Here is a 25,343-nt window from a genome sequence, read left to right on the forward strand (position 1 = left end):
GTCGTTGTGACGCGCCGTTTGGTTTTCCGCGTGCGAACACAGGGATATCTTCGGGCTCAGCCGCCCAGATTTCTCTTTTGGTCGAGCATGACGGCGCCGACGATGAGTGTGCCTTTGAGGACCTGCTGGTAGTAGGACTGGATCCCCATGAGATCGAGGCCGTTGTTCATGACGCCGATGATCAATGCGCCGATGAGCGTGCCGGTGATGCGGCCGACGCCGCCGGACAGGCTGGTGCCGCCGATGACGACAGCCGCGATCGCATCGAGTTCGTAGGCGATGCCGGCCTGAGGCAGGGCGGAGCCGGTACGGGCTGCGAGGATCATGCCTGCGAGGCCAGAAAGGCCGCCGGAAATCACGTAGACGAGGAAGCGCAGCTTGCTGACATCGATGCCCGATGTGGTGGCAGCATGCGGGTTGCCGCCGACGGCATAGATGTAGCGGCCGAAACGGGTGCGGTTGAGAACCCACCAGGCGACGATGAAGACGATGGCAAGCAGGATGACGGGCATCGGGATGGACAGAACGCTGCCGGTGCCGATCCAGCGGAAATCAGGGGTCAGCGCCGGAACCGGCTTGCCGCCGCCATAGATCAGCGTCATGCCGCGGGCGGCGGAGAGCATGCCGAGCGTGGCGACGAATGCGGGGACGGCAAAGCGTGAGACGATGAGGCCGACGACGGCGCCGCAGGCAACACCGACCAGCAAACCGACCGCAAGCGCGACATAGGGCGGGTAGGGCGCGCCAACGATGCCGGCCGTTGCCGACGTCGTTGCAAAGCTTGCGCTGACGATCCCGGTGAGTGCGACCACGGAGCCGACAGAGAGATCGATGCCGCGCGTCAGGATGACGAATGTCATGCCGATTGCCAGCACGCCGTTGATCGAGGTCTGCAGCAACACGTTCGAGATGTTGCCGGCCGTCAGGAAATACTCATTCGAGAACGAGAGGACGATGGCGAGCAGCAGGAAGGCGAGAAAGATCCCGTATTCCTGAATGATCAATCTGCGCCGGTCCGAGCCGAACCAGGAATTGGACTGATGGTTGTCAGTGGCGGACATTGCAAATACCTCTTGTTGCCGGACGCGTTCTTTTGAGCTTCGAAGCCTGTCGCATTCAGGTCGACAGATGCACGAGCGATTGCGCGTCGGCCTCCTCCCTCTTGAGAATTCCGGCAGAGCGTCCCTGGCGCATCACCAGGATGCGGTCGGACATGCCGAGGACCTCGTCTATTTCGGATGAGATCATGATGACGGTGCCGCCTTCGGCGGCGAAGTCGCAGATGATGCGATAGATCTCGCGCTTGGCGCCGACATCGACGCCGCGCGTCGGCTCGTCCAGCAGCAGCACTTTCGGCTTGCGCAGAAACCACTTGCCGAGCACGACCTTCTGCTGATTGCCGCCGGAAAGGCCGGAGACGGGCATGCTGTCGCGCGCCGCCTTGATGCCGAAACGCTCGATCATATCCTGGCTGGCACTGGCTTCTGCCCGGCTGTCCATGGAAAATCGTGGGCTCATTTCCGGCAGGCTCGCCAGGCAGATGTTGTTGCGCACGCTGTCGATGAGGTTGAGCCCTGTCAGCTTGCGATCTTCGGTCACGAAGGCGATGCCGTGCTGCATGGCTTCAGCCGGCTTGCCCACGGTGATGGGCTGGCCAGCCAGCTTGATCTGGCCGCTGTTTAGGACGTCGAGGCCGAAGATGCAGTTGAAGATCTCGGTTCGTCCGGAACCCATAAGGCCATAGATTCCAAAGATCTCCCCCTTATGGGCAGTAAAGGAAATGTCGTTGAGCTTGCCTTCCGCCGTCAGGCCGGCAACTTCCAGCCCCGGTGTCGCCGTCGGCACATTGGTCTTGATGTATTCCTCGCCAAGCTCGCGGCCGACGATCATGCGAATGAGCCCCGGTCGGTCGATGTCGGCGAGAGCGCCGCTACCGACATAGGAACCGTCACGGAAGGCCGTATAGGAATCGGCGATCTGGAAGATTTCGGACAGCCGGTGTGAGACATAGACGACGCCTTTGCCTTCGGCCTTCAGGCGCTCGATCGTCGAGAAAAGCTGCTGCGCTTCCTTTTCGCCGATTGCCGAGGTGGGCTCGTCCATGAAGATCACCTCGGCATCGTGGCTGAGCGCTTTGGCGATCTCGACCAGCTGAATCTGGGCGACAGAAAGGTTCATCATGAATTGGGTGGCGCGGATGTTGAACCGCAGCCGGTCCAGCAGCGCTTGCGCGTTGCGGTTCATCGTCTTGAAATCGATGCCGCCGAACCGGGCCGACGGTTCGCGGCCGAGATAGATGTTCTCCGCAACCGTCATGTGCGGGATAGGGCTGAGTTCCTGCTCGATGATGGCAATGCCGGCGGCGAGCGCTGCGGCGGGGCTTGCATAATCCACGTCCTTGCCGCGGCGGCGAATGGAGCCGGCATCGCGCTTGTGGATGCCCATCAGGATCTTGAGGAAGGTCGACTTGCCCGCACCATTGCCGCCGCACAGGGCGTGAACCGAGCCGGGTCGCAATTGAAAGCAGCCATCGCGCAATGCAGCGACACCGCCAAAGGACTTCTTCAGCCCTTCCACTTCAAGCAGGAATTCCACGTTCCCCTCCGCACTCCGAATGCCGGGCGAGAAGATCGGCCGGAGCCAATCTTTGTCGCCGAGCACTTATGTTTACAATATTCGGATCGCTTTCGACAAATGTCAATATAACAATTTCAAATTTGGAAAAGTGACGGCTTGCAGCCCTCCTGGAAAGTATAGCCGTTGCGGAGAAATTGGGTAAGGAAATTAATTTAATTATTTGATATATCTGTATAAATGTTCGAATATTTTATCTCTTCATTGAGCGGCTTGGAAGGCTTGGCTGATGACGCTGGTGGCCGTCGTCGGGCGGCTTCTTCCTTCCGGGCGCTACCGATCGTGATGCGGAGCCTGTGACATCGAGGAGGAGGTTTGCTATTCCCGAGCTGCACTGTGGTTGTCTGATCGCCGCTATGCTTGCGAAGGAGAAGATGAACCGCTGATTGCCGTAGGCGCGCATTTCATGTCATATTATGAGTTGACGAGATGCTGGGTAACCGAATGCTGTCCGGATAGGCTTGCGGCAGTCGGATGGAGCGGGAAATGACGACAAACGGCCGGGGCCGGCAGAGGTTGGCGCAAAAGGTCATCGATCAGCTGCGTCTGCAGATCGAAACTGGCAAGCTTCAAGCTGGCGCTCAGCTTCCGACGGAGCCGCAACTGGAGGCGACATTCGGCGTTAGCCGCACGGTCGTGCGCGAGGCGATCGCCGATCTGCGTGCGGCCGGCCTCGTCAAGCCAGTCCAGGGCAAGGGGGTATTCGTTTCCGAGATAACGGCGCGACCCGGGTTGGTATTGACCCCGGTTGAGATCAAGAGCATTCCCGAAACGCTGGAATTGTTGGAATTTCGCATGGCCGCCGAGGGTGAGGCGGCGGCGATTGCGGCCTATCGCCGGACCGCGGAACAAGAAGCGGCGATCGCCGCAGCGAACCGCAAGATGGCGGCGTTCATCGAGCAAGGCCTTTCGACCGTCGAAGCGGATTACGAGTTCCATCTCGCTGTTGCGATCGCCACCAACAATCGCTTTTACGTCGACGTGCTCAGGCATTTCGGCGCGCGCACCATCCCGCGCGGCCAATTCCCGACATTGCCGGAAGCCAATGATCGCGCCTATCTGGAAAAAGTTCACGCCGAACATACGGAAATCCTCGCGGCAATCGCCGAGCAGGATCCGGATCGTGCCCGTCAGGCGATGCGGGCCCATATGATTGCGAGCCAGCGCCGCTATCGGCAATTGGCGGATCAGCAGCCGCAATAAGGCTCGACTCCCATTGCTAGTCATATTATGTCATATGATATGAGTTCCACGGGAGATGCAGCGGGTGTATGTGGGAACGCAGGTCGAGGCGCGCGACGACGATGACTATCGGGTCTTCGCGCAACTAGGGATAAAGCACATCTGCGCCGACCCTCCGGGAAAGCCGGAGAGCTGGACGCTGTCTGATCTTAAGCGCCATCGCGACAAGATCGAGGGCTTCGGGTTGAACCTGGACATGATCCAGCTTCCCTTGCCCTCACAGCCCGTCGAGAAAGCCTCCTATCCCGATATCCTGCTTGCCGGCCCAGATCGCGATCGGCAAATAGACGCGGTCTGCCAGTTGATCGAGAATGCTGCGGCTGCTGGCATCCCCGCCGTGAAATACAATCTCAATCTCATCGGAATTCCCCGCACGCCGGACGAGCCCGGACGGGGTGGCTCGATGAATGCTAGCTTCCGCTGGGAAAAGGCCGACCGGGCAGCCGCACCCGGCCTTGCCGGCGTTTTGTCGGAAGACGAAAACTGGGAGCGGATCGACTATTTCCTTAAGCGTGTCGTTCCGGTGGCCGAAAGCAATCGCATCCGCCTGGCCTGCCACCCGCACGATCCCTATACGCCACCCGGATATCGCGGCGTGACGCGTGTGCTGGGCTCCGTGGAGGGCCTGAAGAAATTCGTGCTCATGCGCGAAAGCCCCTATCACGGGCTGAATTTCTGCCAGGGCTCGATCGGTGAAATGCTCGACAATCCGCGAGAGGAGATCGACGACATTATCCGTTGGTTCGGCATGCGCGGCAAAATCTTCAACGTCCACTTCCGCAACATCCGGGGCGGCAAGCTGTCTTTCATGGAGACCTTCCCGGATGAGGGCGACATGGACATGGTCCGCTCCATCCGGATCTACAAGGAGGTCGGCTACCGATACATGCTGATGCCCGATCACGTCCCGACCATCAGCGGCCGGGATCCAAGCGGCGTCGCCTTCGCTTTTTGCTACGGCTATATCGCCGCTCTTTTGCAAGCGCTCTGACAGGCCTGAGCAAAGATGATCCCATTCGTCGAAAAGAGGATTTCTCCATGAACCCGAATGAACTGAAGAAGGCTGTCGGCAGTGGGCTGCTGTCCTTTCCAGTCACGCATTTCAATCAGGAATTGACATTCGACGAGGCGAAGTATCGCGATCATGTCGAATGGCTTGCCGGTTACGGCGCGGCGGCACTGTTTGCTGCCGGCGGCACGGGCGAGTTCTTCTCTCTCAGCCCTTCGGAAATCCCACAGGTGGTTCGCGCCGCCAAGGCTGCGGCCGGCAGGACGCCGATCGTCTCTGGAACCGGCTACGGCACTTCGCTTGCAATCGAAATCGCCAAAGCTGCGGAAAACGCCGGCGCCGACGGCCTGCTGCTGCTGCCGCCCTATCTTATGTTTGCTGAGCAGGCCGGTTTGATCGCTCATGTGAAGGCAGTTTGCAAGGCTGTCGGCATCGGCGTCATTGTCTATAACCGCGATAATGCTGTACTCACGGCCGAGAGCCTGGCGCGGCTAGCCGATGAATGCCCCAATCTCATCGGCTATAAGGATGGCGTCGGCGAGGTCGACAAGGTCATCGAAATAACCACGACACTCAAGGATCGTCTGGTCTATGTCGGCGGCATGCCAACCCATGAAGTCTATGCTCAGGCCTATTTCGCCGCGGGTGTGACGACCTATTCGTCAGCCGTCTTCAACTTCGTTCCGGCGCTGGCGCAACGCTTTTACGCGGCCCTGCGGGCTGGAGATCAGGCAACTGTGGATTCGATCCTCGAGAGCTTCTTCTTCCCGCTGGTCAGTCTGCGCAATCGCAGGAAAGGCTATGCAGTTTCGATCATCAAAGCGGGCCTGCGCGTTCTTGGCGGGGATCCGGGACCGGTACGGCCGCCTCTCACCGATTTGACGGCGGACGAAATGGCTGTGCTGGAGAAGATCGTCGCCGCAGCCGGCTGATATTTGCTAGAAACTTCGCATCACCGATGTGGCTGAATGGCCGGCAACGGCCGGGGGAGGTGTTATATGAATCAGGCTTCCTACAATGCGTCTACCCGGACATTCGTCTATGTCTCAGCTGCAACGGCAGGGATGATCGACACATACGCGATGGATGAGGCGACGGGTGCGCTCACCCGGGTTTCGAGCGTCGAAGCTGGCCCAACCGTCATGCCGATGGCGGTCGCACCGGACCAGAAGCATCTGTATGCCACGATCCGCTCGCAGCCCTACCGGGTGCTGACCCTGGCAATAGACCCGGCAACCGGCAACCTGGCGCAAAAAGCCGCCGCTCCTCTGCCCGACAGCATGGCTTACATCTCCGTCGACCCGTCAGGCAGATTGCTTCTTGCGGCGTCCTATGGCGGCAATTGTGTCGCGGTGTCGCCGATCGGCAAGGACGGCTTGGTTACAGAGGGCGCGCGGCAGTTGGTTTCGACCGGTCGCAACGCCCATTCGATCGTCAGTGATCGGAGCGGCAAATTCGTCTTTGCGACCAATCTCGGTTCCGATGCCGTGCTGCAGTTTGTTTTAAACCCCGAGACCGGCATGCTGGAAGCGAACGATCCGCCACAGGTTGCGACGGGGCCGGGCTTCGGCCCGCGCCATATCGTTCCGTCGCCGGACAATCGATATCTCTATGTTCTCACCGAATTAACCGGTCACGTCATTCACTACGCCTTGGATTCGGCGCGGGGAACACTGACCGAGGTCCAGAGCGTGGCATCCGTTCCCGATAAGGCGGGGCTCTCTCCTGGCGTTGTGCCGTCGGCCCCGGCCGAAGACGGCAGGCCGAAGATTTGGGCCGCCGATATCGGCATCACGCCAAACGGCAGGTTTCTTTATACGACCGAACGAACCACGAGCACGATCGCGCTTTTTCGCCTCAATGGACACGACGGAACGCCGGTCTATGTCGCCAACTATCCGACGGAGCGGCAGCCCCGCGGCATTCGGATCGATCCGTCCGGCCGGTTCCTGATTGCGTCCGGCGAAAAGTCCGACCGGCTGTCGGTCTATTCCATCGGCGAGGCCGATGGCGAACTCTCGATCGTCGGCAGGTATCCGGTCAGCGCAGGTGCGAACTGGATCGAAATCGTGACCTTTGCCTGAGACAATTGCTAGGCATTGCCCGATGAGTGTCATCAGCCATTGTCCGCCTGTTCAGCCATCCTGACGATAAGATCCTCGACTTCATGAGGGGGAAGGGGTCTGGCAAAGAGAAAGCCTTGAAACATCTCGCATCCGGCGCCGGTGAGGAAATGAACCTGCTCCTCGGTCTCCACTCCTTCGGCAACGACCTCCAGCTCGAGAGTTCGTCCAAGCGATACGATCGCGGAGGTGATGGCCATGTCGCCCGGTTTGCTGGGAATATCGGCAATAAACGATCGGTCGATCTTCAGTCGGGAAAGCGGAAAGCGCCGAAGCGTGCTCAGGCTTGAATATCCCGTGCCGAAATCATCGATCGCCAGGCTGACGCCGAGTTGCGTCAACTCATGCATACGTTCAATGGCGCCTTCGACGTCACGCATGATCAAGCTCTCCGTCAGTTCGAGTTCGAGCCATCGGGGATCAAGGCCGGCAGACTGCAGGGCAGAGGCCACCTGGCTCGTCAAGGAGTTCTCGAGAAACTGTCGGGCCGATACATTCACCGCCATGCGTAGTTCAGGAAGGCCTCGGTCCTGCCAGGCGCGGGCCTGCTCGCAGGCTTTGCGCAGAACGATATCGCCGATCGGAACGATAAGCCCTGTTTCCTCGGCCAAGGGAATGAATGCCCCTGGGAGCAGCAAGCCTTCGAGGGGATGTTGCCATCGAACCAGGGCTTCGACACTGATGACTTTGCCGCTGCGGATGTCCTTTTGTGGCTGGTAATGGAGCACGAACTCGTCTCGTTCCACCGCGCGCCGCAATTCTTCGATACGGATCAGCTTGTTGCGGGCCTCTTCGCCCATGGCTGGGGTAAATAGCTGAATGCTGTTGCGGCCCGACTCCTTGGCGCGATAGAGCGCCATGTCGGCATTGGCGAAGAGCTCGGAAGCCGTGTCGCCGTGTTCGGCGGAGCAGGCAACGCCGATGCTGCATGTAACCCGAATATCGACGCCGTCGAGCGCCAAAGGTTCTGAGATGGCTTCTCGAACAGCGTGCAACCTGTCGCAGACCGGTTCGATGTTCTCCTCCAGCACGATGATGAATTCATCGCCGCCGATCCGCGATACGACGCCGCTTTTTCCGATGCACGTCGATATTCGCTGCGCGACCACTTTCAGCAATTCATCACCGGCGGCATGCCCGAGACTGTCGTTGACCAGCTTGAAATTATCCAGATCGACGAAGGCGACCGCCACGCTTTTTTGCTCCTGCGAGGCGCTCGCCAGGAGATCCACGAGCTTGCGGTCGAGCAGCGTTCGGTTAGGCAGGCCGGTGAGAGCATCGTGCTCGGCGAGAAAGGCGATATGGGCGATATCGTGGTGCCGATCGATGGCAATTCCCACCGTTTGAGCCACGCCTGCGAGGAATTCCATGAGGCTGGTTTCGTCGCCATCGGCCTTTTCGATCACCAGAGCCCCGTGCCTGCCTCCATCCCGAGAAAAGATGGGGAATTCAACGGCTTCACCGGTGAAAGTCGCTGCGTGCGCTTCACCGATCAGGAAATGGATGTGCCTTTCACCGAGCAGCCGCTCGAGCAGCAGCCGGGCATCCTTCAGAAACGACCAGAGCTCGACCCCTCTGGCTACATCCTGGAGGAGCTTGGTCTGCGCGCTCATCAGCTCTTCGGCGCGCTTGCGGGCGGAGATATCACGCGACGCACCCACCACGCCGATGATATTGCCGCTTCGGTCCCGCAAGGGAACGCGGGACATCATCAGCCATCCTTCGCCTTTCAGGCGCCTTTCTTCGACACCGAGATCAGGCTCGCCTGTCTCCATGACGCGTTGCTCGACCTCGTCAATTTTCCTGGCGTCGGCCACCGGATGAATTTCCGCGTCCGTGAGGCCGATCAGCTCCTCGACATGGGTGAAGCCATTGTTGGCGACGATAGCCCGATTGGCAAAGAGGAAACGGCTGTTTCTGTCTTTGGCGTAGATAAAATCCGGAACGTAGTTGATCATCGCCTCGAGCCATTCATATCGCTCGGTCAGCGACAGATATTGGGCCTGAAGCAATTGGAACTTTTCACGGAGACGCCCGTCATCACCGTTCGGATCTACGCTTGCCGATTTCGGCGGTTTACCCGGTTGCTGCGTCATCAGTGTTCTCTCACTTGTCCAGCGGACAATAGCGGGAACCAGTTATGCAACAGTGAAAAGACGCGCTCCAATTTGGTCATCATAAACAAAGAGTTAAAGCTGCGCTGTGACAATTCGGGGTCCCGTATCGATTTGCGCAGTGATGCGGCTGCGGCCGTAGCGACCACGGCTGACCACAAGTCCTCCCTTACGCAACTGTGCCTTGCAGCGCAGAGGTAAAACCGGCTAAAGCCCGGTGGAGCAGAACAGGCATTCAGCAGAGGAAATATCATGAATCTTCGCAAAGCCGGTATGAATGGCAATCTCGTGCTCCTCGGCGTGGCTCTGATGTTTCTGGGCGATTTCATGTTCGCATTGAACGATGCGATGGCCAAATGGCTGGTCGCAAGCTTCTCCGTCGGACAGATTCTGGTAATACGCTCGCTCGGCTCCCTCATCATCCTCACGCCTATGATCGCACGGCAAGGGCGTGACGCACTTTTTCGGATCGAGCAGCCGCCATTGCAGATTCTGCGGGTCGTATTGACGACGGCCGATGTCGGCTTGTTTTATGCCGCGGTCGCCTATCTACCCCTTGCCGATGTGATGACCTTCTATATGGCCGGCCCCATCTACGTCGCTGCGATCTCGCATTTTTTCCTCGGAGAGAGGATTGGCTGGCGGCGCTGGCTGGCCGTTTTCGTCGGCTTTGTCGGCGTGATAATCGCGCTCAGGCCCTCGGCGGCAATGCTTTCCTGGCCGTCGATTTTCGGCCTGGCAGGCAGCCTGGCTTTTTCGATGACGCTGGTCCTTGCCCGACGGCTGCGGCAGACCAACGATGCGACACTCGTGGCGTGGCAAACCGTCGGTGCTCTCCTCACAGGCTTGGTGCTGAGCATCGGCAACTGGCGTTCGCCATCCGTGCTGGATCTGGTGGCCATGCTGGCGCTTGGCGTCGTCGCGGGGACCGCCCATATGCTGATCACCCGCTCGCTGAAGCTTGCGCCTGCGTCCTTGCTTGCCCCGCTGCAATATACGCTGCTGATCTGGGCTATCGCGCTCGGTTTCCTGTTCTTCGGTGATATCCCGGATGCTCAGATCATCGTCGGATCCATCATCATCGTGTTTGCCGGCCTATTCATCTTTCACCGGAAAAACCTTACCGGCAGCATCCCCAAGGATGCCGTCGCACGAGATGGGCATTGAAGTGGCAGTGCCGCCCAAGGCCTTGGGTCCAACGCCTGCGCGTCCAGCACGCTGCGGCTCTTTCCCGCGGCCGATGAACGACGAAATAGCAGTACGCTTTCGGTCACTATTCAGTGGTCGGATAGTACCACGCATAACCAAAATGATAGCGGTCCGAATCTCTTCCGTAATAGTAGGGAAGGGCAGTATCCTGTTGGGTCGGCAATGGAATTGCCTTTCCGAACTTCGTTTCAAACCATTGTTTCAGCTCATCAGGCATGGACGATTGATGTCCATTGCGCTCGTTCCAGACGAGCAGGATGGGGCCTTGCCCTATAGCCTGCCGATTTAGGTCCGATGCCGAATATTCCGTGGAGATCACGGGCGTATTTGGCATGTGGATACGGATATTGCCGGCCTTGTGCCATGTTGTCGTCACGACGGCCAAGGGCTGCTTTCCTTCTGCCGCAACGACCTTGTTCACAAAGGTCGCATAGGGCGTGTTCAAATGCCCATAGGAATGGAAGAACCGCGCAAGGAGGATGTCTCCGGCAATAATGATGGGCAGAGCCACCATCATGACGAGGGGCACATAGAGAAACTTCTTCAGGTCGGCTTGGCTTAAGCTCCCCGCGGCGTCGAGCTTCAGACAGAAATAGAGCGGCAGCAGAAACAGGAATGGGAGAAGCCAGCGGTCGCGAAACTCGGTGAGCGTCACAATGAATATCAGCGCCACCAGGATGATCGCGGTGCTTGCGAGTATTCTTCCGATGAAATCGCTCCATTCGCTTCTGACGCGCAGGGCTTGCAGAAAAGATCTGCGAAAGACCAGAAAGAAGATCACGGCTGGCGGGATGACGATCTCCACCGTCGTTTTGACCAAATCGGCAATTCCGTGGGCAATATCGGATAGTTTCCCGCCAGCCCCTTGTTCCGACATGGTGTTGACCGTGGTGGTCAGGACCAGATCCATATTGGAGACCATCCACATCGCGTGCGGCAGCACGACCAGGATGGAAATCGCCAGCGTCACCAGGATGCGGATATTGAGAACGCGCTTGCGCCCCTCGGAATGACAGAGTGCCGCGACAAAGACGCTCATTACCACGAGAGCGAAGTTGTACTTCGTCAGCATTCCAAGCCCGGCCCACAGACCGATCATCGCGTAGGAAATGAGGCTAGGCCGGCGAATGGTTGTCACTACGAAATAGATCAGCATGACCACCGCAAGCAGCGTCAGCACTGTGTGGGTGAGGTCCCTTTGCGCTTGCCAGAAGATCTGCGGCATCGTGAAAAGAGAGAGCGTTCCGACCGCTGCCAGCTTTTCATCAGTTAAAAGGAGGCGCAGCAATTTATGGTAGCTGGCATAGACGAGAAAGAGTAGGACGTTCTTCAAGATGACGAAGGATGCGACGCTCATCCCGAAAATATGGAAGATGCCGTATTGAAGCCAGTTGTAGAGAGGCGGCTGGGCGTCATATCCCCAGGCAAGCCATTGTCCGACAACAAATTGCTGGGCTTCATCGATCCGCAGCGAATCGGAAATCAAGATGCGAATGGCGGCCTGGATTGCGAAGTATGCTGCCAGAGCCCATGGCACCCATCCAAAATCGGCGGATACCGGACGGCTGGCGATGGATGCGTCCTCTTCAAATGTGTTGGAAAAGTTGACGTTTTCCAGAGGCTTCATCCCGATTTCCCCGTCCTATCAATATTGCCAGCCGCGCGATGTCATAGATGCCGCTACTGCGCAACGTTTTCCGTGTCACAGTCTGACCAAGACTTCGCCCAGATGGCGGATAACTATGTTCTAGACGACCGCACCTCTCTTGTGTGTGACCTTGTGTTTCGGCTTGATATGAACCGTGATGATTGCCTTCTGAGCGATGCCCTGCAGGTCTGTAGAAGCATCTCGCAGTTGTGGCGGATCGTTCGGCGGCAGTTGGAAAAATCGAAGATGGCAACGGTTGGCCGTCCTCATTCTTCGCATCGATGATGTCGGCGATTTAATTATTGTCGCAGGGAGAGCTCACTGGTGGATGGCTTTCGAAACTTTGAGCTGTGCCGACGAGCGCCCCAAGAAACCGTTCCCTGAGGCGTCCAATAACCTCACGCGGAAGGCCGGCCGAGGCGAGATAATCCGCAGCGGAACGATATTCACTTTCGATGAAGGCGATCGTCGCCGCCATGGTCCCGGGATCGCAGGCAAGCAACGGGCGGAATTTCTCGATGTCGGCGCCCCGCGCGAGGGCGCTTGCAACTATGTCGTCGATCAACGGCTCGATCAGGCGGCCGGTGAGCGAATAGTCTTCGAGAATGTTTGGCGTGTCGACGCCGGCATTTGCGAGCAGCAGGGCGGCGATGATGCCGGTGCGATCCTTGCCTGCCGTGCAGTGGAAAAGCACGACATCGTCTCCGGCCTCGGCAATCAGCGTCAGTACGGCGCAGATGGCTTCCTGACGCTCCTGCAGCGCCTGGATGTAGAGATCGAGCAGCGCGTCCGTGTCGGGTCTGTAGGTGGGTGCCAGCGTATCGAACAGCGAGATATTGTGATAGCGCACTGCCTCGTTGAGGCTGAATGGATTGGGCTGATGCGCCAGCTCCGTCGCGTTGCGCAAGTCGATCACGACCTTCACGCCTTCTCCGATCAGGGCTGCCATTCCTTCCTCATCCAGACGATGCAACCCGTCGGAGCGAAGGGTGCGCCGCCAGAGCGTGATCGTCGTGCCGGCGGAGTAGCCCCCGAGATCGCGAAGGTTGTAGGTGCCCTTGATGGGCAGGTGACGCATAGCATGGGGGTCCATCAGCGTATTCCCGATTTCATGAAGGAAGAAACGACCTGCCGCTGCAGCACGATATAGAGGACGAAAACCGGCAGGCTGGCCATAGTGGAAGCGGCCATGAGCGGTCCCCATTGTGTACCTTCCGAGCTCATGAACATCTGAATGCCGATCTGGATCACGCTGTTTTCCGGTGTGCGGGAGAGAAGAAGCGGCCAGAAATATTCATTCCATGTCGAAATGAAGATCAGGATGGCGAGCGAGGCGATCGTGCCGCGCAGGTTGGGTGCGATCACTTCCCAAAGAGTGCGCCAGCTTCCGGCTCCATCCATCCGTGCGGCCTCCAGCACCTCGTTGGGAAAGCTGCGCATCGCCTGCAGGAGAAGAAGCACGGCGAGCGCCGAAGCGAAATGCGGAAGGATCAAGGCGGTCACGCTGTCGAGCAGACCAAGATTGGCGACAATCAGGTAGTTCGGGATCATCACCACTTGCAGCGGCACAAGCCAGGTCAGCGCGATCAAGATATGAACGATCCTGTCGCCACGGAAGCGCCAGCGTGCGAAAGCATAGGCTGCCAGCAACCCGGTGAGGAGCTGGATAACGGTGACGACCGCCGACACGATCAATGTGTTTATCAGCATCCGCCCGATCGGGATCGCGCCGAGCGCATAGGCGTAGTTGTCCAGTGAAGCCGCGGTCGGCCAAAGGCTTTGTTCGAAGACGCGATTGGCCGGCCGCAGCGATGTGATGATCATCCAATAGACGGGGAACAGGCAAAAGAACGACAGGACGATCATGATCGCGTGGCCGGCGGTCTTCTCGATCCCAAGGGCAAGGCTGCGGCGCTTGCGCATGTTCGGCCGGGTGAGGGCATCAGTTGTCATAGAAGGAAAACCTGTCGATCAGTCGGAACAGTAGATATGCCAGGACGCTGAAGCCGATGAAGAGGACGACGGCGGCCGCCGAACTCCAGCCGACCGAAAGGCTGGAGAAGCCAAAATCCCAGAGAAGATAATAGATGTTGGTCGTCGCCCCGAGCGGCCCGCCGCCGGTGAGCACATTGATATAGGAAAAGCTCCACTGCGCACCGAGGAGGATGGTCATCATCACTAGAAACAGGACGGTCGAACTGAGGAGCGGCAACCGGATGTCACGGATAATGTCCCATCGGCTGGCGCCATCGACGCGAGCTGCCTCGATCAGGGAGGGATTGATGTTCGCGTTTGCCGCCGAAAGGATCAGCGTCGAAAAACCGATGAGCTTCCAGCCGGTTAGCACGATGATCGTCCAGATGGCGATCTTCGGGTCCTGAAGGAAACGTGGTGCGAAAATTCCCATTGCCCTAATGGTCATGGACACCATGCCGTGACCAGGGTCGAGCAGCCAGCGCCACAGCACCGCGGCGACGACAGGGGCAACGATCATCGGCACGAAGATCATCGCCCGGTAGATGGTGCGCGAGCGCGCCGGCAGATCGGCCGTGAAGATGGCGATCGCCAGCGGCAGCAGGACGGCGATGGGAAGCAGGCCGGCGACATAGATTCCGGTATTGCGCAAGGCCTGCCAGAACTTCGGCAGCGAGAAGATATTGATATAGTTGGTCCAGCCGACAAAGGTCGCCGGCGAAGTCGCCAGCATGTTCCATTCGTAGAAGCTCAGCCGGAAGGCGTCGATCAGCGGCCAGTAGATCCAGAGGACAAAGGTCGCGATCGCGGGCGACAGATAGAGCCATGGCAGATAGCCGCGTCGGCGGGTCTGCCGATGGGACTTGATCGTGGCGGCCGACGATGGGGTGGAGGCGGTTATGGTGGTCATGGCGTGGTTGTCTGCCCCATCGCTGCTGGTCTCCCGTCGCGGGTCGAAGATATCGCATGGGCTGGCTTAGCCCCTCCCGCCGACGGGCGGGAGGGGCCGTCATCGGCTCAGTTGGTGCTCTTCGGCATCAGCGCCTGGGCTGTGTCCTGGGCCGTCTTCATTGCCTGGGCGGGATCGCCGCCACCGAATACGGCCTGCTCGGCGCCATCCATCATCGCCTTGGCAATCTGACGATAGTTGGGGCCGGGGAAGGATTCCCAGGGCTCCAGTGCTTCCAGCTGCTTCAGGTTCGGCTGGACGAGCGGATGCTCCTTGACCCAGTTGCCGAGATATTGCGGATCGTTGACGATGTCGGTGCGCAGCGGCAGATAGCCGATCTCGGAGGTGATGACCGTGTAAGCGTGCTTCGATGTCATGAATTTCATGAGCTCCCAGGCAGCGCGCTGCTTGAGGGGATCGGAGCTCATGATGACCAGCGCGCTGCCGGAATTGTTCGGCCGCACCGGCTTGTCGCCGAAGCGGGGCATGGTTGTGGCGCGCAAGTCGAAATTGCCCGTGGCCCCCTTGACGAGATAGGCCTGGATCGCTGAGGTCTGCAGATACATGCCGACCGTGCCGGCGGCCATTCCGTCCATCGCGGCATTGATGTCGAGGTTGGAGTAGACGCCTGCGGCATAAAGATCGTGCAGCATCGAAACCGCCTCTACGGCCGCCGGTTCGGCAAAGATCAGCGTCTTGCGATCGGCAGAGAGCACTCCACCATTGTTGGAGCGGATCAGCCCCTGAAACAGCCAGTCGCCTGCAGACGGCCCGAAGATGCCGGTGGCAAGGCCATCCTGGCCGGTCTTGTCGACGATTGCCTTGGCGGCGACCTTTATCTCGGACCAGGTCTGCGGCGGCTGGTCCGGATTGAGGCCCGCCTTGCGAAACAGGTCGGCATTGTAGAACAGGACCGGCGTGGAGAAAGTGTAGGCGAGACCATAGGTCTTGCCATTATAGACGCCGAGCTTCAGGCCTTTCGGCGATATGCCCTCGAAATGAGCTGCAAGTTCTGCGGAGGGGACGACGTCTTCAAGCGCGACGGCGCCGAGATTGTTGACGAAGAAATCGAGGTCGGAGAATACCATCTGGGCGATGTCGGGCCCATGGCCGGCGGCAACGTCGGCCTGGATGCGGGTGCTGATATCAGACGATGGAACGCCAACGCCGTTGACCTTGACATTTGGATTGGCCGCTTCGAATTCGGCGATCAGGCGCTTGGTGGCCGCGGCGCCATTGCCGGTCGAGGCAAGATTGTAGTTGTAGTAGTTGATGGTAACCGGTGTCTCCACCTTGGCCGGGACCTGGCCTGCAAGCGCTGCCGATGCGAGCGTCGCAAAGGCGAAGCTCGCGCAAAGGAACATTCTGCGTTTCATCTTGAATATCTCCCCGATCATTCGGCAGCGGCAAGCGCCGCCTGCTCTTCGTACTTCTTGAGGATTTCCGTCATGTCGGCGAAGGTGAAGCTATGCAGTTCGCGCCGTTCGGAAGGCTGGGGCACGAAGGAAACCGTCAGGCCGGATGGGCGTATGGTGCCGATTGCGAAGGATGCGCCGGACAGCATGCGCAGGCCCTCATGCAGATAGAGGACATCGGTGGCCGCATGCTGGCCGATGCCGACGATCACCGGGATGCCGTACCAGTTGCTGACACGGTCGAAATGGATGTGGCCGGAGAGAATGCCGATGATGTTCCGGCCTTCGAGAACGGCGCGCAGCTTTTCGGTGTCGGCGATCGCAAGCGATTCCCACTCGAGATCCGGATTGGCGTCGAGTGCCGGGGCGTGATGCATGACAAGCAGTTTCGGCAGTTCGGGATGGTTGGCAAGCTCGGCTTCGAGCCAGGCGAATTGCGATGCCTCGAAGCTGCCACCGACTTTGAACGGATGGCTGGAATCCATGACGACGATGTGGATGCCGTCGATCACGGCAGCGTGGTCATAGGGAGCGCCGAGGTCCTCGGTACGGTCGGTCATCGCCGTGTAGAAGCCGGCGCGCTTGTCGTGATTGCCGAGCGCGTAAAGCACAGGGATGCCGAGGTCGGCTTCACCCATGATGCGCTTCAATTCCTCATAGGAGCCGACATCGCCGCGATTGGTCAGGTCGCCGCTTGCGATGATGAAGCTTGGGCGTGGCGTCAGCCGCTTGACGTCGGAGAGGATGGCGACCAGCGTCTTCGACGTTTCCGAGTAGAGGTGATCGTCCTTTACAGTCGGGTCGGAGACATGCAGATCGGTGAGGTGAACAAAGGTTGTGTGTGCCGTCATGATGTCGGTTCCTGTGCGTCGTGCGCTTTCCGGTGGATGTCTTGAAAGACGCTTGCCTGTTTGACGCCATATCGATACACAGGCGACATGACAGGTGAATGAAGGTTCATTCAGAATGGAACTAGATCCCGCTCGACGCGAACGCATTCTCGATGCCGCTGCCAAACTGATCGTTGCAAACGGTCTGCAATGTTCCATGGCAGCGATTGCGGATGCCGCCGGGGTGGCGACCGGCTCGATCTACAATTACTTCAAATCGAAGGACGATCTCATTCGCGGGGTCTATGCGCGGCTGGCGACGACCGTCGCGGCGCATCTCATTCCTTCGCCTTCCGATCCGGGCGGGCCGCGCGAGCGGATCATCCGATACATATACGACTATATCGACTTCATCTGGCAGGATCGCCAGCGCGCGCTCCTGTTCGAATATCTCTCCAACGTGCCGCTGATTTCGGGCGAGGAACTGAATGCGATCTTCGATGAGGTGACACAGTATTCCGTTGGCCTGATGAGCACGGCCAAAGCTGAAGGCCTGCTACTGGATCTCCCGTCCTCGACCATGTCAGGCTATATCGGCGGCGGCATCCGCAACACGCTGAAATGGCGCCGCTTCAATCCCGCTCCGCTGTCGGACAGGGAGCGCGATGAAATCGCCCTCATGTCCTGGAATGCTATCGCCGTCTCACCCGCAAGGGCGATGAGTTCTGCCTGACGTGATTGAGTTGAAGACTATCGTTTGGTTGCCACTTTAAGCGGTTGTTACTGAGCGGATAGCAATGACCCAACGTTGCGCTTGTCGATCGCAACGCTATTGCGATAGTTTAAATAAAATATTTAACTAACTGATATCTATATGCTTTATAGATGTCAATCACAAGGCCCGCTCTATGCAGGTACATTTCAGCCTTACGCAGGCTATCTTGTTTAAACCACAAGCCGACCGCGGCAGGCGCAGCTGTCCGGCAAGGCCATGCACCCGCCTCAGAAGGACCGGATACGATCTGTTTGCCGATTGCCGGACGGCTTGCAGGTCAGATTGCGGTAAAGCCGTTATCGACGAACAGGTGGATGCCGTTGACGAAGCTGGATTCATCGGAGGCGAGGTAGAGGGCGGCTCGCGCGACATCTTCCGGCTCTCCGATGCGGCCCTGCTGCGCGGCGATCGCCGCATCCGAAACGTCGACGCCGAGCGCTTGCAGCTCGGAGACCTCGCGCAGGCCGTGCGGCGTGCGGATGAAGCCCGGGCAAACGGCGTTGCACCGTATGTTTCGATCGCGGAATTCGACGGCGATGGCGCGCGCGAACATGTGAACCGCACCCTTCGTCGTATCGTAGAGCACCTCCATCGGCGTTGCTGCAACCGCCGAGATCGATGACGTGCAAACGATCGAGCCGCCGCCGGCTGCGATCATCCCAGGCAGGACGGCCTTGGTCATCAGGAACATCGAGCGCACGTTGACGGCGTGCAACCATTCCCAATCTTGCAGAGTGGTTTCGAGAAACGGTTTGATGACGATCGTGCCGGCGTGATTGAAGAGCACGGTCGCAGCACCGAAACGGTCCTCTATGCCTTTGACCGCCGTATTGACGGCTGCCTCGTCCGAAACGTCGGCAACCCAATGATCGGCGATACCGCCGGCATTGCGGATCGCCTCTACAGTCTCAGCCGCAGCGTCGCCATTTCGGTCGATTATCGCGACCTCCGCACCTTCGGCCGCAAACAGGCGCGAGGCGGCCCCGCCCATTCCAGTCGCTCCGCCTGAAATGATCGCAATCTTGTTCTTGAGCCTGTCCGTCATTCTTCCTCCTTGGCGTTTCCCACTTGGCACGGCCGGCGGCGGCGCGCAGCACAAATTGGCGCTTCGAAGATCTCCTGAATTTTTGAGCTTGTCGACATCGTTGTGAAATAATCGCGCGTCGACCCTGGCAGCGTTCGTGCCTGAGCTTGTTACGCGGCTCGCGGCAGCAGGGATTTCAGGTTCGCATCGGCTGCCAGCGCTTCGATCGGCGGAATGACGCGTTTGGCGATCAGCATCTCGCTGAGCTTGATGTGCTTGGCGACCTTGTTACCGGGGCCGACGCCGCTTGCGGCGACCAACCGCTGGTCTGCGTCGAGATGAAACAGGATGAAAGCGTCGTCGCCTAGGTCTCTGCGAACGGTCGTTCGTCCCTCATCGACAAGACCGGCGATCTGCAGCGTATGATCGAACTGGTCGGACCAGAAATAAGGGATAGCCTCATAGCTGCGTGCAGCACCCATCAGATTGGCCGCGGCAAGAATGCCTTGGTCCTGCGCATTGCGCCAGGCTTCGAGACGCAGCCGGCGCCCGCCATAGAGGGAATGCGGAAAGGAGCAGCAGTCGCCGGCGGCATAGATATCCGCGACCGAGGTCTCCATGCACTCGTTGACGGAGATGCCGTTATCGATCGCAATGCCTGCCTGAGCGGCAAGCTCGGTACGCGGCTGCGCGCCGATCCCGACGACCAGCACATCGGCCAAAATCACATCTCCGTCGGAAAGGGAGATGCCGACCCGCTGCTCGTCGGCTTCGATCGCGAGAACCGTCGCACCGCATTTCAAGGCCACGCCATTGCGCTGATGCAGGGCTGCGATCGTTTCGGCAACAGGTTCTGGCACGCCGCGCTTGAGAATGCGCTCCTGCGACTCGATGATCGTGACTCTCGCTCCACGGCTGTGCGCCGAGGCGGCTACCTCCAGGCCGATGAAGCCGCCGCCGAGCACACCCACATGCATACCGGCATGAATGAAGGAGCGAAGTGCAAGCGCATCGTCGATCGTCCGCAGATAAAGGATCCGGCCGCTGGCAGGCGCGTTCGGCAGTCGTCTGGGCGTTGCGCCCGTCGTTAACAGCAGTTTGCCGTAGGGCAGCGTCCGGCCATCCGAGAGGATGAGCCGTTTTCCGGATGTATCGATTGCATCAGCCGATACGCCGCCGATATGCCCGATTGCCTGCGCGCCCAGCACGGCATCGTCGAGAACTGCGGACGCTTTGGGCTCTGCCTCATCGAGGAGAACCTGCTTGGAAAGCGGCGGGCGCTCGTAGGGAAGATGAGCTTCGTCGCCGATGAGGGTGATGGAGTGCCGGTAGCCATTCTCCCTCAGGCTCAGCGCGGCGCGCGCGCCACATTCGCCGGCGCCGACGATGATGATGCCAGTCTCGCCACTCATGCTCCGACACCGATCATGACGCGATCGCCTTCCACTCTGACCGGATAGGTTCTCAGATTGATGCAGACCGGTGCGCCGCGCGCTTCGCCCGTCTTGTAGCTGAAGCGACCATTATGCTTTGGACACTCGATGGTATCGTCCATGACGAGCCCATCGGCCAGATGGATCTTTTCGTGGGTGCAAAGCCCATCTGTCGCAAAATACTCGTCTTCGGGGCTGCGATAGATCGCGAATGTTCGTCCGGCGTGATCGAAGCGGACGACATCCTCCTGATCGATTTCATCGGCTGCGCAGGCATCAACCCAAGTCGTCATGTCTTCCTCCTCATTGCAGCTGTCGAAAGGCGCGAAAGCTGTCGTCTGATCTTGGGAATAAGTCGACGTTGCGCTTTGATCGCGCTTCGTTTTCCTCTCCCGGCTGGTTTCGAGCATGCGCGAGATAGGCCTTCACTTTCCACGCCGATTATGATCATTTTTCATCAAGGAGGAGCGGAATGAAGAAGGCACGTCTGGTGGATATCGCTGCGGCCGCAGGCGTCGGCCTTGCGACCGTGGAGCGCGTTCTCAACGAACGCGGCAGCGTCAGGCCGCAGACTGCGGAAAAGGTGGTGCTGGCGGCCAAGCGGCTGGGCTATAAGGGGCTGATCCCGAGCCTTTATCGCGGCACGATCCGCATCGAGGTGCTTCTGGTCAGGCCGGAGTCGCCGTTCTTCAGCAGGCTCAACCGTGCCTTCGAGCGGGTCGCCGCCTCGTTGGATAGCTCCATCACGGTCCATCGGACCTTTATCGAAGAGAACGACATCGAGAAATTTGCCGCGCACATCACCAATAGCAGCATTCGGCGGCATGGCCTGATCGTCGTGGCCATCGAGCATCCGAAAATCAGGGAAAGCTTGAGAAAGGCGCGTGCTGCCGGCATCGAAGTCGTCCAGATCGTCTCCTACCTCACCGGCAGGGACGACGTGTTTGTGGGGATCGACAATTATGCCGCGGGCCGAACCGCCGGCTTCTACATGTCGCGCATGCTTAGGCACGCGACGGGAGGCATCGTCGCTATCTGTCATAGCTGGGCCTATCAGATCCACAAGGAGCGTATTCGCGGCTTCTCCGATTATCTCGGGTCCGATGGCAGCACCGCCCTGCAGTTTTCAGAGGTCGTGTTCGGGCTGGATGACGACGTGAAATCCGCCGAAATGATGACGCAGGCACTGCGTCGGTGTCCGGATCTTGTCGGTGTCTACAATGCCGGCGGCGCCAATCTCGGCGTCGGCTCTGTCCTTCAGCGCTTTCGGGAACAGCAAGGAAAGGAGTTCGTCTGGATAGGGCATGAACTCAACGATGAAACCCGCCGCTTCATATCGTCGGGGCTGATGACGCTCGTTCTCGATCAGGCGCCGGAAACCCAGGCAAGGCGTGCGCTGGATACGATCCTATCGCGAATGGGGATCATTGACGTGCCTGTCAGCCAGGACCCGGTGCCGTTTCTGACCTACACCGCGGAAAATATCAGTCAACAACAAATCACTGGTAAGTGACAAATCCGGAGCCCGCGGAAGGAGGGCCGCAGGCTCCGGCATTTCCCGCCATCATCGGCCGCTTGGACCGGTGGCGGGGGGAGACCCAAAATGATGCATATGGAGCACGAAGATCACTCGGCAAGGCCTTGAGATCGTTGCAATAGCCGCAAAGATCTGGCCGGCCTTTAGTTCGCTTCAGCTCGGTGTGCCGGAGCGGCGAGCCTGTTTCTCGGCATATTTTTTCGCACGCTCCATGAAGCGCTTGTTCATGCGGTCCTCGGCCTCCTTCGAGCCGTCGTGAAAGGTGCCGAACCATTGGTCGAGCGGAATGACGCCGTCCGCATAATTGCACTCGAAGAACTTGTGATGGAGATAGTGGTCGTAAGCATGGGTATCGATCCCCGAATTCTCGCCGATCACGATCTTGTCGAAGCCGGCATGGCCCGGTGCTGGCGCAAGAGCGGTGTGCGTCAGATGGAACAGGGCATGCACCGGATTGGACGGTACGATCCAATGGATGAGAACGCCCGAAAAATACAAAAGATGCTCGACCGGGTGCATGGCGAGGCCGGACCACGGGCCGGGATTGACGTTGTTGTGATGCAGCTTGTGGACCGCATGGTAAAGCGGCGGCCAGTGGATCAGGCGATGCACCAGATAGAAATGCAGATCGCGGAATGCCGGGATCAGCAGCATGATGATGGCGCAATAGATCGGGTGTTCGGCAAAATCGACATAGGGAATGATGCCGTTCGCAAAAGCCCAGAGTGTCAGTACCTCGAAGGCCGTCCAGAAGGGCACAGCGCTTGCAAAGGTCCAGATCACGTTGTCGACGGTCTGGTTGTTGAAGAGGAAGGCGGAGTTATCCTTCGACGGCCACTTGCTATTGTATTTGAAACTCGTGCCCTGCTTCTTCTGCATGTAGAGGCGCAGGTGGAAGGCGCCGAAGAACAGGAAGACCAAAGCGGCATTGCGCAGAAGAAGATAGGCGATCCAGCCCGGCGCTAGCGTCTTCATCGTCTCCATGGAGGGCGTCGCATAGAGCCACAGTAGCGTTGCAACGACGGCATAGACCACGTTCCAGGGCATCAGATAGCCCGGGTATCCGAAGAACCATTTCAGGAACGCGATCGGCTTGGCCGGCCAGATGAAGACCGGCGGATATTGCAGCAGCTTGTTGGGTTTCCAGTCTCCGCGCTTATCGCGCGTGCCGAAGAGCGTGTCGTCCATGATGTGCCTCCCAGTTTGCGGAACGATGCGGTCAGTGTCGGCGGCGTCGGCTCGAAACGACAGCATTGATTTGATGAAATTTGCTCACGGCGGCGGAAGGTGCGCCAGCTGAGCTCGGGGATGGGAAGGAGAGACCGGAGGTCACTCCTTCCCGTGCGCCGGCAAGCCGTGCTCCTCATTGCCGGCGCTTGTCTTCTCAGTTGAGTCTCTCGAACTGGACCATATTGTCCTTCGTCACGAGCTTGAAAGGGATCCAGACTTCCCGGTCGATCTGCTCGCCCTTGATCGCCTTGACAGCGGTATCGACGGCGCCGCGGCCCTGCGCCTTCGCGTCCTGGAATACGGTGACCTTGAGATCGCCCGATTTCATCGCCTGCAGCGCATCCGGCGTCGCATCGATACCTGCAACGATCGTCTTGTCGGTCGAGCCGCCGGCATTCTTGATCGCGGAAATAGCGCCCAGCGCCATCTCGTCGTTGTTGGCGATGACGGCGTTGAATGTCAGGCCGGAGGTCAGCCAGTTCGAAACCAGATCGGCGCCATCGACGCGGCTCCAGTTACCCACCTGCTCGCGCACCACCTTAATGCCGCTGCAGTCGCTCGATTTCAGCACATCATGCACGTCCTGCGTTCTCTGGCGTGCCGCCTGGCTGCTGAGGTCGCCAACCATGACGACGACATCGCCTTTACCGCCGAGCATGCGACAGACTTCCTTCGTCTGCAGCGTACCGGATTCGGTCTCATTCGATCCGACGAAAGCCTGCTTCTTCCCAAGCGTCGACAGGTCGGTCGGCTGGATATTGACGTAGATCAGTGGAATGCCGGCATCTTCGGCAATCTTGCTCATGGCTGGCGTTCCATCCGAATCCACCGGATCGACGATAATGGCCGAGACGCCGCCGGCCGCGAAGTTGCGCACCTGATCGAGCTGCTTGTTGACATCGTTGGCGGCGTCCACCACCTGCAGGTCGAGGCCCTTGGTCTTGGCGTAATCCTGCATGCCATTGGCGATCAGGGTTTGGAAATTGGTCGTCAAATAGCCCATCGAAACGCCGATCCGATCGGCTGCATAAGCCTGCGACGACATCACCAGCGCGAGCGCGCTTGCACTCAAAAACTTCAACATGTTCTCCTCCCAGGAAACGGCGGCCCAAGTGACCGCTGGGCAAGAGTTACCGATGGAGCCGACCGGCGTCCGAGAGTATTTTGATGAAAAACCATCACGCCGGCAGACCTCGGCCAAGCGAATACATCCGCTTTGCAATGAAACGCGCCCATGATCAAAACCCGTCATCGCGCTGGCTGGCAAAGACATCGAATTCATGATCTGAGCAGCGCACTGGTAGGGGAGGCACCATGCAGAATTTGCTCATATTCCAGTCGCTTTGGTCCATGGAGCGACGCAGTGCACGATATCCGGAGCTTTCTCTGGAGGAGAATATCGAAAAGATCGCCGCCGCCGGTTTCGATGGCATCAGCACCCATTGGTACGATCGCAATGTCGTTGCTCGTATTGCAGGCTTGCTCAGGCAGCATGGCCTGCAGGCCGAAGGGCAATGCTTTCCGAAGACCGTCGACGATCTGAAGCCCGCACTGGAAGTCGCCGCCGAATTCAATGTCCATCACATCTGTCTGCAGCCGGACGTGCGGCTGCGTCGGCTGGAGGACTGCATCCCCCTGCTGGAAGGCTGGCAGCGGCTGGCGGAAGAGGCCGGCATCGACGTCTGGATCGAGACGCACCGCGACCGGATGACGACGGATCTGTTCTTCACGCTCGACCTGCTCGATCGGCTGCCGGACTTGCGGCTGCTGGGCGATATCTCCCATTTCCTGGTCGGCCGGGAATTCGCCTGGCCGGTATCCGACGAAAATCACGCCCTCATTCATCGGATACTGGATAGTTCGTGGGCCTTTCACGGCCGCGTCGCCTCGCGTGAACAGGTCCAGATCGAGATTTCCTTTCCGCATCACAGGCCCTGGGTCGATCTTTTCCTCGGCTGGTGGGAATATGGTTTCAGGAGCTGGCGCAAGCGCGCGGACAAGGACGCGACGCTCGCCTTTACCTGCGAGTTGGGACCGAAGCCCTATGCCATCACCGGAAGGGACGGTGAAGACAGCACCGACCGCTGGGAGGAATCCCTGCTTATGAGGCAGGAAATACGTGACCTGTGGGCAAAGGTCGCAAGCTGATAAATCAAACGAAATATCGCCGATATCCTATTGATTATGGAGGAATTTT

General features: G+C 59.0%; 22 protein-coding genes. 8 read left to right on the forward strand and 14 right to left on the reverse strand.

What is annotated here, in order from left to right:
* Positions 1 to 56: 56 nt before the first annotated feature.
* Both RHSP_RS23330 and RHSP_RS23335 read right to left on the reverse strand, forming a co-directional pair.
* The gene (locus RHSP_RS23330) at positions 57 to 1,061 is read right to left on the reverse strand and encodes an ABC transporter permease (protein WP_004124101.1); all 1,005 of its coding nucleotides are present in this window, start codon (positions 1,059 to 1,061) and stop codon (positions 57 to 59) included.
* Positions 1,062 to 1,116: 55 nt separating this feature from the next.
* Positions 1,117 to 2,595: a sugar ABC transporter ATP-binding protein gene (locus RHSP_RS23335; RefSeq protein WP_004124104.1), complete on the reverse strand. Its 1,479-nt coding sequence runs from the start codon at positions 2,593 to 2,595 to the stop codon at positions 1,117 to 1,119.
* A gap of 525 nt (positions 2,596 to 3,120) precedes the next feature.
* Here RHSP_RS23335 and RHSP_RS23340 point away from each other — a divergent pair.
* The 4 genes from RHSP_RS23340 (at position 3,121) to RHSP_RS23355 (ending at position 6,969) form a co-directional block, all read left to right on the forward strand.
* A complete protein-coding gene (locus RHSP_RS23340; protein ID WP_004124106.1) occupies positions 3,121 to 3,837 on the forward strand; it encodes a FadR/GntR family transcriptional regulator in 717 nt (238 codons plus the stop codon).
* Positions 3,838 to 3,901: 64 nt separating this feature from the next.
* Positions 3,902 to 4,867, forward strand: a complete 966-nt coding sequence (locus RHSP_RS23345) for a mannonate dehydratase (RefSeq protein ID WP_004124108.1) — start codon at positions 3,902 to 3,904, stop codon at positions 4,865 to 4,867.
* Between the two features lie 47 nt (positions 4,868 to 4,914).
* On the forward strand, positions 4,915 to 5,817 hold the full coding sequence (gene kdgD / locus RHSP_RS23350) for a 5-dehydro-4-deoxyglucarate dehydratase (protein ID WP_004124110.1): 903 nt from the start codon (positions 4,915 to 4,917) through the stop codon (positions 5,815 to 5,817).
* A gap of 66 nt (positions 5,818 to 5,883) precedes the next feature.
* Positions 5,884 to 6,969, forward strand: a complete 1,086-nt coding sequence (locus tag RHSP_RS23355; RefSeq protein WP_004124112.1) for a lactonase family protein — start codon at positions 5,884 to 5,886, stop codon at positions 6,967 to 6,969.
* 32 nt (positions 6,970 to 7,001) lie between these two features.
* On the opposite strand, the gene RHSP_RS23360 is transcribed toward RHSP_RS23355, so the two are convergent.
* Entirely contained in the window at positions 7,002 to 9,104 is a 2,103-nt protein-coding gene (locus RHSP_RS23360; protein ID WP_081615351.1) for a putative bifunctional diguanylate cyclase/phosphodiesterase, read from the reverse strand.
* Between the two features lie 270 nt (positions 9,105 to 9,374).
* Between RHSP_RS23360 and RHSP_RS23365 the strand changes: the two genes are divergently transcribed.
* Positions 9,375 to 10,289 carry a DMT family transporter gene (locus RHSP_RS23365; protein ID WP_004124118.1) on the forward strand — a complete coding sequence of 305 codons (915 nt, stop codon included), beginning with the start codon at positions 9,375 to 9,377 and terminating at the stop codon, positions 10,287 to 10,289.
* Between the two features lie 106 nt (positions 10,290 to 10,395).
* Here the strand turns inward: RHSP_RS23365 and RHSP_RS23370 are convergent, their stop codons facing one another.
* From RHSP_RS23370 to RHSP_RS23395, 6 genes are all read right to left on the reverse strand, one after another.
* On the reverse strand, positions 10,396 to 11,958 hold the full coding sequence (locus tag RHSP_RS23370) for a glycosyltransferase family 39 protein (RefSeq protein ID WP_004124121.1): 1,563 nt from the start codon (positions 11,956 to 11,958) through the stop codon (positions 10,396 to 10,398).
* A gap of 316 nt (positions 11,959 to 12,274) precedes the next feature.
* Positions 12,275 to 13,072: a tyrosine-protein phosphatase gene (locus RHSP_RS23375; RefSeq protein WP_157385412.1), complete on the reverse strand. Its 798-nt coding sequence runs from the start codon at positions 13,070 to 13,072 to the stop codon at positions 12,275 to 12,277.
* Entirely contained in the window at positions 13,072 to 13,932 is an 861-nt protein-coding gene (locus RHSP_RS23380; RefSeq protein ID WP_037153954.1) for a carbohydrate ABC transporter permease, read from the reverse strand. Before RHSP_RS23380 ends, RHSP_RS23375 begins: the two co-directional genes overlap by 1 nt.
* On the reverse strand, positions 13,922 to 14,863 hold the full coding sequence (locus RHSP_RS23385) for a carbohydrate ABC transporter permease (RefSeq protein WP_004124125.1): 942 nt from the start codon (positions 14,861 to 14,863) through the stop codon (positions 13,922 to 13,924). Before RHSP_RS23385 ends, RHSP_RS23380 begins: the two co-directional genes overlap by 11 nt.
* Before the next feature lie 107 nt (positions 14,864 to 14,970).
* The gene (locus RHSP_RS23390; RefSeq protein WP_004124126.1) at positions 14,971 to 16,278 is read right to left on the reverse strand and encodes an extracellular solute-binding protein; all 1,308 of its coding nucleotides are present in this window, start codon (positions 16,276 to 16,278) and stop codon (positions 14,971 to 14,973) included.
* Between the two features lie 17 nt (positions 16,279 to 16,295).
* Positions 16,296 to 17,168 (reverse strand): metallophosphoesterase, encoded by an 873-nt coding sequence (locus RHSP_RS23395; protein WP_004124127.1) that lies wholly within the window; start codon positions 17,166 to 17,168, stop codon positions 16,296 to 16,298.
* Positions 17,169 to 17,283: 115 nt separating this feature from the next.
* Between RHSP_RS23395 and RHSP_RS23400 the strand changes: the two genes are divergently transcribed.
* On the forward strand, positions 17,284 to 17,880 hold the full coding sequence (locus RHSP_RS23400; RefSeq protein WP_004124128.1) for a TetR/AcrR family transcriptional regulator: 597 nt from the start codon (positions 17,284 to 17,286) through the stop codon (positions 17,878 to 17,880).
* 319 nt (positions 17,881 to 18,199) lie between these two features.
* Here RHSP_RS23400 and RHSP_RS23405 read toward each other — a convergent pair whose 3' ends face one another.
* The 3 genes from RHSP_RS23405 to RHSP_RS23415 all read right to left on the reverse strand — a co-directional run bounded on the left by RHSP_RS23405 (position 18,200) and on the right by RHSP_RS23415 (position 20,672).
* Positions 18,200 to 18,967, reverse strand: coding sequence for an SDR family NAD(P)-dependent oxidoreductase (locus RHSP_RS23405; protein ID WP_037153958.1), 768 nt, complete (start codon positions 18,965 to 18,967; stop codon positions 18,200 to 18,202).
* 149 nt (positions 18,968 to 19,116) lie between these two features.
* Positions 19,117 to 20,358, reverse strand: a complete 1,242-nt coding sequence (locus RHSP_RS23410; protein WP_004124130.1) for an NAD(P)/FAD-dependent oxidoreductase — start codon at positions 20,356 to 20,358, stop codon at positions 19,117 to 19,119.
* On the reverse strand, positions 20,355 to 20,672 hold the full coding sequence (locus RHSP_RS23415; protein ID WP_004124131.1) for a MocE family 2Fe-2S type ferredoxin: 318 nt from the start codon (positions 20,670 to 20,672) through the stop codon (positions 20,355 to 20,357). The genes RHSP_RS23410 and RHSP_RS23415 overlap by 4 nt, the downstream gene beginning before the upstream one ends.
* Before the next feature lie 179 nt (positions 20,673 to 20,851).
* Here RHSP_RS23415 and RHSP_RS23420 point away from each other — a divergent pair, with 179 nt between their 5' ends.
* Positions 20,852 to 21,892 (forward strand): LacI family DNA-binding transcriptional regulator, encoded by a 1,041-nt coding sequence (locus RHSP_RS23420; protein WP_004124133.1) that lies wholly within the window; start codon positions 20,852 to 20,854, stop codon positions 21,890 to 21,892.
* Between the two features lie 177 nt (positions 21,893 to 22,069).
* On the opposite strand, the gene RHSP_RS23425 is transcribed toward RHSP_RS23420, so the two are convergent.
* Entirely contained in the window at positions 22,070 to 23,104 is a 1,035-nt protein-coding gene (locus RHSP_RS23425) for a sterol desaturase family protein (RefSeq protein WP_004124134.1), read from the reverse strand.
* A gap of 196 nt (positions 23,105 to 23,300) precedes the next feature.
* Positions 23,301 to 24,230 (reverse strand): sugar ABC transporter substrate-binding protein, encoded by a 930-nt coding sequence (locus RHSP_RS23430; RefSeq protein ID WP_037153961.1) that lies wholly within the window; start codon positions 24,228 to 24,230, stop codon positions 23,301 to 23,303.
* Positions 24,231 to 24,460: 230 nt separating this feature from the next.
* Between RHSP_RS23430 and RHSP_RS23435 the strand changes: the two genes are divergently transcribed.
* Positions 24,461 to 25,294 (forward strand): sugar phosphate isomerase/epimerase family protein, encoded by an 834-nt coding sequence (locus RHSP_RS23435; protein WP_037153965.1) that lies wholly within the window; start codon positions 24,461 to 24,463, stop codon positions 25,292 to 25,294.
* The last annotated feature ends 49 nt before the right edge of the window (positions 25,295 to 25,343 follow it).

Origin of the sequence: Rhizobium freirei PRF 81, from assembly GCF_000359745.1 — a bacterium.
Taxonomy (GTDB): Bacteria; Pseudomonadota; Alphaproteobacteria; order Rhizobiales; family Rhizobiaceae; genus Rhizobium; species Rhizobium freirei.